Genomic DNA, 8238 nt, shown 5'->3' with positions numbered 1-8238 from the left:
ACCTCGCCCGCCGCCTCGAGGCCGGGCAGGTCGGAGGCGCCGGGCGGCGGCGGGTAGGCGCCGGCGCGCTGCGCCACGTCGGGACGGTTGACGCCGGCGGCGCGCACCCGGATCAGGATCTCGCCCGCGGCCGGCTGCGGCACGCGCCGGCGGGCCGGGCGCAGCACCTCGGGGCCGCCGGGGGCGGTGATCTCGACGACCGTCATCTCGGCGGGCAGGCTCATGCGATCCCCGCGCGGTGGCCGACGAGCGAGGCGCAGCGTCGCCCCATCCCCGCCCGTGCCCTTGGGAGAGGCCGGCAAGGCCAGGAGCGTTCCGGCCCACGACGGACGGGCAGCGTTCGGCTCATGCGATCTGCGCTCCCCGGAGCGACCAGCCGCCGTCGGCGGGCAGGATGGCCCCGTTCACGTAGCCGGCGGAGGCGGAGCCGAGCCAGAGGCAGGCCTCGGCCACCTCGCCGGGCGCCCCGAGCCGGCCGAGCGGCACGCCGCGCGCGATGCGGGCGCGGGCCTCGGGGGTGGGGGCGAGCCGCGCCATGCCCTCGGTGCCCTCGATCGGGCCGGGGACGACGCCGTTGACGCGCAACCCCTCGGGGCCCCACTCGATGGCGAGGCAGCGGGTCAGCATGTCGACCCCGGCCTTGGCGGCGCAGACGTGCGCCTGCATCGGCATCGCGATGGCGGCCTGCGGGGCGGAGATGTTGATCAGGCTGCCGCCGGGCCGGCGCATGTGCGGATAGGCCGCCTTCATCACGTGGAAGCTGCCGAGAAGGTCGATGTCGACGACCGCCTTGAAGCCGTTCGGGCTCATCTCGGCGACGCTGGCCGGAAAGTTCCCCGCCGCGCCGGAGACGAGCACGTCGATCGGCCCGGCGGTGGCCGCGAAACCCGCGACCGCCTCGGCGACGGCGCCCGCGTCGCGCACGTCGAAGACGTAGCCGAGGGCGTCCGGGCCGAGGCCGGCGACGGCCGCCTCGACCTTCTCCGGCCGGCGGCTGCCGACCCCGAGCCGGGCGCCGGCAGCGGCGAAGGCCTGGGCGATGCCGAGGTTGATGCCGCTGGTGCCGCCGGCGACGAAGACATTGCAGCCAGCGTAGTCGAAGCGCGCCCGCATCAGGCGGCCCGGCGTCCCTGGTGGGCATAGTCCCAGTAGAGGGCGCGGGCGCGCGCCGCGACCGGCGCCGGGCCGAGCTCGCGCGCCTCGAAGCGGGTGACGGGCGTCACCTTGCTGGCGTTGCCGGTCAGGAAGATCTCGTCGGCCGCGGCGAAGTCCTCGACGGTGAGCGCGGTCTCCACGACCTCGGTGCCGTCGGCGCGCAGCAGCTCGATGACGCGGGCGCGGGTGATGCCGGCGAGGAAGGTGCCGTTCGGCGCCGGGGTCATCACCACGCCGTCCTTGACCAGGAAGGCGTTGGTCGAGGCGGTCTCGGCGACATGCCCCCCCTGGTCGAGCGAGAGCGCGTTCTGGAAGCCGCGGGCACGCGCGTCGCGCACGATGCGGGCGTTGTTGGGATAGTGGCAGGCAGCCTTGGCGGCCGAGACGGCGGAATCGGCCGGGGGGCGGCGGAAGGGCGAGACGGTGAGGGCGAAGCGGCCGGGCGGCGGCATCGGCACCTCCTCGAGGCAGAGGGCGAAGGCGCTGGACTCGGGCAGCGCGTCGATGATCGCCGGCGAGCCCTCGCGCGACCAGAGCATCGGGCGGAGATAGAGCGGCCGGTCGGCGCCGAGCCGGCGGACGCCGTCGCGCACCAGCGCCTCGACGGCGCGGGCGTCGAGCGGCGCGGCGAGCCCCATCGCCTCGGCCGAGCGGATCAGCCGCGCGCAGTGCAGGTCGAGGTCTGGGATCACCCCCTCGAAGCTGCGCGCGCCGTCGAAGACCATGGTGCCGAGCCAGGCGCCATGGTCGGCGGCGCCGAGGATCGGCACGTTGCCGCTCTGCCAGCGGCCCTCGTACCAGGTCAGGATGCTGCCCCCGAGCGCCATGGCGCCCTCCCCGCTCGACGCGCCTTCGCGCTCAGATCCGCCGCCGCCAGGATCCCGGCAGGTCGGAGGGGGGAGTATTCCCGGGCGCCCGCACCCGGTCAAGGACGGCCTGCGGCCCCTTGAGGAGCGCGGCGGCGAGCGGGTTGTCGCGGATGCGGCCCTTGAGCTGCTCGAACTGCATCACGTTGTCGATGCGCCGGCCGACGAACTCGCGCGTCGCCTGCGAGTCGGGGCTCTCGTCGCCGAGCCAGTAGAGCAGGGCGGCGGACCAGACCGCCGAGAGGGTGGCGCGCTTCGAATACCAGGCGAAGTCGCGGCTCTCGTCGCCGAGCGCGGTCCAGATGGTGTCGGCGGTGTGCCAGATCGCCCGCGCGCCGTCGGCGGCGTGGGTCGGCAGCGCGAAGAGCGCGGCGCCGCGGCGGACCGCCTCGCGCTCGTCGCGCACCAGCTCGAGCCGGTGCATGATCGCGTAGGCGACCCGGTCGCGGAAGCGCAGGCCGAGCAGGTCGGCCGAGGCGAGGTCGGCGGCGAGCTGCGTGTCGCGCGCGCGGTGGAAGGCGAGGGCGAGATCGACCCCGCCGCGCGGGAAGGCGAGCCGCGCGAGGCCGGGATCGACGCCGGCGTCCTCGACCGCCCGGGCGAGCGTGCGGTCGCTCCAGCCGTCGAAGGGGACGTGCGACAGCGCCGCGGCGATCACCGCCTTGCGGGTGGCGGCCAGGTGTTCGTCTTCGCCGGGAGGTTCGGCGAAGGTCTCGCCGGTGGTCTGGTCGTCGGTCATCCTGCTGGCTTTCCCCGCGAATTTCGGGCCGGAATCGGGCGAATCGCGCGAAACCGGCGGTGGACAGCGTGGCTCTCAGCCGTTATATAGCGCCCTCCTGCCGATTGACGAAACGCATGACACTGGAAAGGTGGTGAAAGCTAAGTGCAGGTAATGGTTCGTGACAACAACGTCGACCAGGCGTTGCGCGCGCTCAAGAAGAAGCTGCAGCGCGAGGGCGTGTTCCGCGAAATGAAGCTCAGGCAGCATTTCGAGAAGCCGTCCGTCAAGAAGGCCCGGGAACGGGCCGAGGCCGTCCGCCGCGCGCGCAAACTGGCGCGCAAGAAGCTGCAGCGCGAAGGCCTGCTCTGACCTCCTGACCGACTTGGGTCACACCAGACGACGACCGGGCGCCCCTTCGGGCGCCCTTGTCGTTCGGCCTCGCTGAATCACCGGTCACGCGGATTCGTCGTCCTGATCCAGGGACATCCTAGATCCCGAGGCCGATCCGCGCGAGATGCGTCGCCGCCGCGACGATGCCGTAGAGGAAGCCCGAGACCACCGCGACGCCGGCGACCCCGAGGAGCCCGCCGGCCACGACGAGCAGCCCGTCGCGGGCGATGAGGCCGACCCCCATCAGCATCAGCGCGACTCCCGGCAGCGCATTGCCGAAGGGGACCGGCAGGAAGACGATGGCGGCGAGCAGGAGGCCGACGGCGCCGATCATCCGCTCGCCCCAGCGGCTGGTCAGCGGCAGCAGCCGCGGGTGGGTCATCGCCTCGATGCGCACGAGCCGCGGCACGATGCGGCCGACGAGCGACTCGAAGCTCCCGCGCGCGAGCGAGCGCCGGCGCAGGAACACCGGCAGCCAGGGCCGCCTCAGGCCGACCATGAGCTGGGCGGTGAGCAGGATGAGCGGGGCCCCGAGCACCGCCGAGATGCCCGGCAGCGCGACCGGCAGCACGTTCGGCGCGGCGAAGAGCGCGATCAGCGGGCCGTAGGCGCGGGCGTCGAAGGCGTCCACCATGTCGCCGATCGAGATGCGCTCGCCCTCGGCCGACTCGACGAGGCCGCGCAGGATCGCCGAGATCCGGCGATGGGCGCGGTCGTCCGGACCCTTCGTCGGCGCCTCGTCCTGCATCGGCTCATCTCCAGCCATCAGCGTCCGGGCCATCGGCATCGCGGCGGTCACCACCGGGGAAGGCCCGGCTCTTCCCAGGCGCGGTTCTTGCCGATGTCCGATTCGTAGACGTAGTGCGTCTCGACACCCGGCATATCGGCGAAGCTCTTGCGCAGCGCCTCGGGGAAGAAGCTGACCGGCACGTCCTGGAACGGCGGCACCGGCTTCAGCACGTCGGCCATGTCGATGGCGCAGGTCATCTTCATGCCCTGGCCCTTCGCCTTGGCGTTGGCGAGCAGCTGCTCGGCGGCGGCGCGGCTCACCTCGACCTTCTGCACCTCGACGAAATAGTCGAAGCGGGCGTGGTAGCGCTCGTAATAGTCGACGAAGCGCGGGGTCATGCCGTAGTGCACGTCGCCCTTCCGCGGCAGAGCGGGGTGGGTGAAGGTGCCCGCCGGGTCGTAGAGCACCTGCTCCGAGGCGTTGATCAGCAGCCCGACGTGCGCCGAGCGGCCGGAGGAGCGGTTCACCATCGACATCAGCGTCACCGACGGCGGCTCCGGGCTCACGTAGCGCGCCCCGGCGATCTCGTCGGGGCTGGCGGGCCGGTAGATCTCGCATCCGGCGAGCACGGCCACGGCCGTCAGGGCGAGAAACGCGCGCCTCATGCCGGAGATCGGGCGGCCGGGGGTCAGCTGTTGAAGATGGCGAGGAAGATCAGCACCAGGATCGAGGCGCCGAACAGGAAGACCCAGAAGCGGATGAAACCCTCGAACGTGCGCTGATGCTCGACCACGCTGGTCTTGCCGTCGCTCCCCTGCTCGCCGTGCGTCGCCGCCATTTCGTCCGGTCTCCTCATAAGGCCATTCTTTCCCAAGCCTTCTAACCCGATCGCGCCGCGCTGTCAGGCCCCATTTCGCCGCGCCTGCCAGGCCCAGGCGCCGTCGGCGCCCTCTCGCCGCACCGCGCCGCCGGTCCGCGTCAGGTGGTTGAGGTGGCCGACCGCCTCGGCCAGCGCGAGGCCGTATTCCGCGCTGCCGATCCGCCGGCCGAAGAGGACGCCGAAGCAGTCGCTCGCCCGGCGCGGGGTGGCGAGATGCGCCGTCAGCCGCTCGAGCGCCGTCTCCTCGTGGGCGATGAACTCGGCCAGCCGCGCCGGCACGCCGCGGAAGGGCAGCCGGTGGCCGGGGAGCGCGAGCTGCCCCTCGGTCGCGAGCGGCAGGAGCCGGCTGCAGGAGGCGATCCACTCGCCGACCGGGTCGGCGTCGGGCTCGGTGGCGTGCACGCCGAGGTTGGGGGTGATGCCGGGCAGGATCTGGTCGCCGGCGAGCACGAGCTCGTGCCCGACGCCCCAGAGCGTCGCCTGCTCCGGCGCGTGGCCGTGGCCGATCTCCACCCGCCAGCGCCGGCCGCCGGCGGCGATCTCCTCGCCCTGCACCATCCGCCGGTAGCCGAGCGGCAGCGGCGCCACCACGTCGGCGAAGTTGAACGGCCGCGCCTCGGCGCGGGCGGCGAAAAGGCCCGCGTCCATCCCGGCGCCGCGCCAGAAGGCGAGCGTCTCGGGCGTCGGCCGCGGCTGCACGTCGAGGGTCAGCATCCGCGCCATCAGCCAGGCGGTGCGGGTCGCCCAGAGCTCGGCGCCCGCGGCCTGGAACCACCCGGCCAGCCCGACATGGTCCGGGTGGTGATGGGTGAGGATCACCCGGCGGACCGGCTTGCCGGCGAGCGGCCCGCCGAGGAGCGCCGCCCAGGCCTCGCGCAGCACCGGGGTGTCGAGCCCGGTGTCGACGACCGTCCAGCCGTCGCCCTCGTCGAGCACGTAGACGTTGAGGTGGTCGGGCCGGAAGGGCAGCGGCAGCCGCGCCCAGAGCACGCCCTCGGCGATCTCGATCGCCCGGCCCGCGGCCGGCGGCTCGCGCCAGGGGTAGGAGAGGGCGGACCGCATTCAGGCGAAGTCGGTCGCGTAGAGCGGCGCCGCCCCCGCGCTGGCCGCGTCGCAGAGCGCGGCGACCTGCGGCAGGAGCTGGCGGACGTGGAAGGTGGCGAGCGCGGTGCGCGGTCCCGCCTCGGCCTCGGTCGCCGCCGCCTTGAGCAGGTAGTGCCCGCCCAGCGTCAGCGCGAAGGCGCGCAGGTAGGGCGCCGCCCCGGCGAAGCGGTCGTTCGGCTCGGCAGCCGCCATCCAGCCCGTCGTCTCGGCCAGCCGGCGTGCCGCGGCGGCGAGGCTGGCGCCGAGCTCGCCCGGGTTCTCCCGCACCCCTTCCTCGATCGCCTCGATGAGCTTCTGCCCCACCGCGCCGCCGTCGGCGAGCTTGCGCCCGACCAGGTCCATCGCCTGGATGCCGTTCGTGCCCTCGTAGATCGCCGTCACCCGCACGTCGCGCCAGAACTGGGCGACGCCGGTCTCCTCGATGTAGCCCATGCCGCCGAAGACCTGCATGGCGAGGCTCGCCACCTCGCAGCCGGTGTCGGTGCCGAAGGCCTTGGCGATCGGGGTGAGGAAGGCGGCGCGCGCCGCCCAGGCCTCCTCGCCGGTCGCCGCCGCCATGTCGATCGAGAGGGCGCAGTCGAGGCAGATCGCCCGCGCGGTGGCGGTGAGCGCGGCCATCGTCATCAGCATCCGGCGCACGTCGGCATGGCCGATGATCGCCTCCGTCCCGTCCGGCGTCCTGCCCTGCCGGCGCTCGCGGGCGAAGGCGAGCGCCGCCTGCAGCGCCGCATCGGCCTGCGAGAGCCCCTCGACGCCGACCGCGAGGCGGGCGTTGTTCATCATGGTGAACATCGCCGCCAGCCCCTGGTGCGGCGCGCCGATCAGCCAGCCGCGCGCGGCGTCAAACTCCATGACGCAGGTCGGGCTGCCGTGCAGGCCGGTCTTGTGCTCGAGCGACAGCGCCCGCACGCCGTTCCGTTCGCCCGGGCGCCCCTCGGCGTCGGGGATGAACTTCGGCACCAGGAAGAGCGAGATGCCGCGGGTGCCGGCGGGGGCGTCCGGCAGCCGGGCGAGCACGAGGTGGACGATGTTCTCCGCCACGTCGTGGTCGCCCCAGGAGATGAAGATCTTCTGGCCGCTCACGGCATGGGTGCCGTCCGGCCGCGGCTCGGCGCGGGCGCGGATGGCGCCGACGTCCGAGCCTGCCTGCGGCTCGGTCAGGTTCATCGTGCCGGTCCAGGTGCCCGAGGCGAGCTTCGGCAGGTAGAGCGCCCGGAGCTCGGGCGGCGCGTGATGCTCGAGCGCCTCGATCTGGCCCTGCGTCAGCAGCGGGCAGAGCGCGATCGCCATGTTGGCGGCGGAGAACATCTCGCCGACGCAGGTGAGCAGCGTCACCGGCAGGCCCATGCCGCCGTGCTCCGGCGCGGCGGCGATGCCGACCCAGCCGCCATCGGCGATCGCCCGGTAGGCCTCGGCGAAGCCGGGGGTGGTGCGCACCACGCCGTTCTCCAGCCGCGCCGGCTCGAGGTCGCCGGCGCGGCGGAGCGGGGCGAGGACGTCCTCGGCGATCCGCGCCGCCTCGCCGAGGACCGCCTCGATCGTCTCGGGCGTCGCGTCGGCGAAGCGGTCGGTCTCGGCCAGCCGGCCGGCGCCGAGCACCTCCCCGAGCAGGAAGCACATCTCGGCGACGGGCGCGCGATAGCTCATGGCAAGCCTCCGGTCTGGCATGGCGGGCACCCCTTACCTAGCGCCGCGGCCGGTCGGGGAACACCCGCGAAATCGCGCCGCGCGGCGGCGGTTGACGCGCCGGGCGCGCGGGTCCAAGAGCAGTCGATGCCGGACAGGAGCACGCTTCTTCTCCCCGCGACCGAGGACGGTCTCGACGCCGCGGCGCGCCTGCTCGGCGCAGGCGAGCTCGTCGCCTTCCCGACCGAGACGGTCTACGGCCTCGGCGGCGATGCGCGGCGCCCGCTCCGACCGCGCGGTGGCGGCGATCTTCGCCGCCAAGGGCCGGCCGGCCTTCAACCCGCTCATCGTCCACGTCACCGATGCCGCCGCCGCCGAGGCGCTCGCCGTCTTCGACGCGCCGGCGCGCGCGCTCGCCGCGCGCTTCTGGCCGGGGCCGCTCACCCTGGTGCTGCCGCGCCGCCCGGAGGCCGGCCTCTCCGCGCTCGCCACCGCCGGGCTGCCGACCGTCGCGCTCAGGGTGCCGGCGCACCCGCTGGCGCAGCGGCTCCTCGCCCGCTTCGGCGGCCCGCTGGCCGCGCCCTCGGCCAATCCGTCCGGGCGGGTCAGCCCGACGACGGCGGCGCATGTCCGCGACGGCCTCGGCGGCCGCATCGCCGCGATCCTCGACGGCGGCCCCTGTCCGGTCGGGCTCGAGTCGACGATCGTGGGCTTCGCCGACGGGGCGCCGGTCCTCCTCCGCCCCGGCGGCCTGCCGGCGGAGGCG

At 74.2% G+C, this 8238-nt stretch carries 9 protein-coding genes and 2 pseudogenes; 2 read left to right on the top strand and 9 right to left on the bottom strand.

Annotated features, from left to right (window positions below; translation table 11 throughout):
* The 4 genes and pseudogenes from Q0112_RS15955 to Q0112_RS15940 all read right to left on the bottom strand — a co-directional run.
* Positions 1-224 (bottom strand): annotated as a pseudogene (locus Q0112_RS15955) (NAD(P)H-quinone oxidoreductase); the annotation flags it as partial.
* A 121-nt stretch (positions 225-345) separates the two neighbouring features.
* Positions 346-1113 (bottom strand): SDR family oxidoreductase, encoded by a 768-nt coding sequence (locus Q0112_RS15950; RefSeq protein WP_297976966.1) that lies wholly within the window; start codon positions 1111-1113, stop codon positions 346-348.
* Positions 1113-1982 carry a branched-chain amino acid aminotransferase gene (locus Q0112_RS15945; RefSeq protein ID WP_297976965.1) on the bottom strand — a complete coding sequence of 290 codons (870 nt, stop codon included), beginning with the start codon at positions 1980-1982 and terminating at the stop codon, positions 1113-1115. Before Q0112_RS15945 ends, Q0112_RS15950 begins: the two co-directional genes overlap by 1 nt.
* 31 nt (positions 1983-2013) lie before the next feature.
* Positions 2014-2760, bottom strand: a complete 747-nt coding sequence (locus Q0112_RS15940) for a COQ9 family protein (protein ID WP_297976964.1) — start codon at positions 2758-2760, stop codon at positions 2014-2016.
* A 144-nt stretch (positions 2761-2904) separates the two neighbouring features.
* Between Q0112_RS15940 and rpsU the strand changes: the two genes are divergently transcribed.
* Positions 2905-3111 (top strand): 30S ribosomal protein S21, encoded by a 207-nt coding sequence (gene rpsU / locus Q0112_RS15935; protein WP_297976963.1) that lies wholly within the window; start codon positions 2905-2907, stop codon positions 3109-3111.
* 118 nt (positions 3112-3229) lie between these two features.
* On the opposite strand, the gene Q0112_RS15930 is transcribed toward rpsU, so the two are convergent.
* The 5 genes from Q0112_RS15930 to Q0112_RS15910 all read right to left on the bottom strand — a co-directional run bounded on the left by Q0112_RS15930 (position 3230) and on the right by Q0112_RS15910 (position 7493).
* Positions 3230-3880 (bottom strand): exopolysaccharide biosynthesis protein, encoded by a 651-nt coding sequence (locus Q0112_RS15930; RefSeq protein WP_297976962.1) that lies wholly within the window; start codon positions 3878-3880, stop codon positions 3230-3232.
* 47 nt (positions 3881-3927) lie between these two features.
* A complete protein-coding gene (locus tag Q0112_RS15925) occupies positions 3928-4527 on the bottom strand; it encodes a hypothetical protein (protein WP_297976961.1) in 600 nt (199 codons plus the stop codon).
* Positions 4528-4550: 23 nt separating this feature from the next.
* Positions 4551-4700: an aa3-type cytochrome c oxidase subunit IV gene (locus Q0112_RS15920; protein WP_297976960.1), complete on the bottom strand. Its 150-nt coding sequence runs from the start codon at positions 4698-4700 to the stop codon at positions 4551-4553.
* Between the two features lie 63 nt (positions 4701-4763).
* On the bottom strand, positions 4764-5804 hold the full coding sequence (locus tag Q0112_RS15915; protein ID WP_297976959.1) for an MBL fold metallo-hydrolase: 1041 nt from the start codon (positions 5802-5804) through the stop codon (positions 4764-4766).
* Entirely contained in the window at positions 5805-7493 is a 1689-nt protein-coding gene (locus Q0112_RS15910; RefSeq protein WP_297976958.1) for an acyl-CoA dehydrogenase, read from the bottom strand. It abuts the gene before it with no gap.
* Positions 7494-7619: 126 nt separating this feature from the next.
* On the opposite strand from Q0112_RS15910, the pseudogene Q0112_RS15905 reads away from it, so the two are divergent.
* A pseudogene (locus tag Q0112_RS15905) lies at positions 7620-8238 on the top strand (L-threonylcarbamoyladenylate synthase); the annotation flags it as partial.

The sequence above is a fragment of the uncultured Amaricoccus sp. genome (assembly GCF_937858865.1).
GTDB lineage: Bacteria > Pseudomonadota > Alphaproteobacteria > Rhodobacterales > Rhodobacteraceae > Amaricoccus.
The sequence above is the reverse complement of the archived record's forward strand: the minus strand, read 5'-3'. Positions and strand labels throughout refer to the sequence as shown.

Coding starts and splice junctions, on each gene's coding strand:
- Q0112_RS15950 (WP_297976966.1), bottom strand. CDS start 1,113: ATGCGGGCGCGCTTCGACTACGCTGGCTGCAATGTCTTCGTCGCCGGC.
- Q0112_RS15945 (WP_297976965.1), bottom strand. CDS start 1,982: ATGGCGCTCGGGGGCAGCATCCTGACCTGGTACGAGGGCCGCTGGCAG.
- Q0112_RS15940 (WP_297976964.1), bottom strand. CDS start 2,760: ATGACCGACGACCAGACCACCGGCGAGACCTTCGCCGAACCTCCCGGC.
- Q0112_RS15930 (WP_297976962.1), bottom strand. CDS start 3,880: ATGCAGGACGAGGCGCCGACGAAGGGTCCGGACGACCGCGCCCATCGC.
- Q0112_RS15925 (WP_297976961.1), bottom strand. CDS start 4,527: ATGAGGCGCGCGTTTCTCGCCCTGACGGCCGTGGCCGTGCTCGCCGGA.
- Q0112_RS15920 (WP_297976960.1), bottom strand. CDS start 4,700: ATGGCGGCGACGCACGGCGAGCAGGGGAGCGACGGCAAGACCAGCGTG.
- Q0112_RS15915 (WP_297976959.1), bottom strand. CDS start 5,804: ATGCGGTCCGCCCTCTCCTACCCCTGGCGCGAGCCGCCGGCCGCGGGC.
- Q0112_RS15910 (WP_297976958.1), bottom strand. CDS start 7,493: ATGAGCTATCGCGCGCCCGTCGCCGAGATGTGCTTCCTGCTCGGGGAG.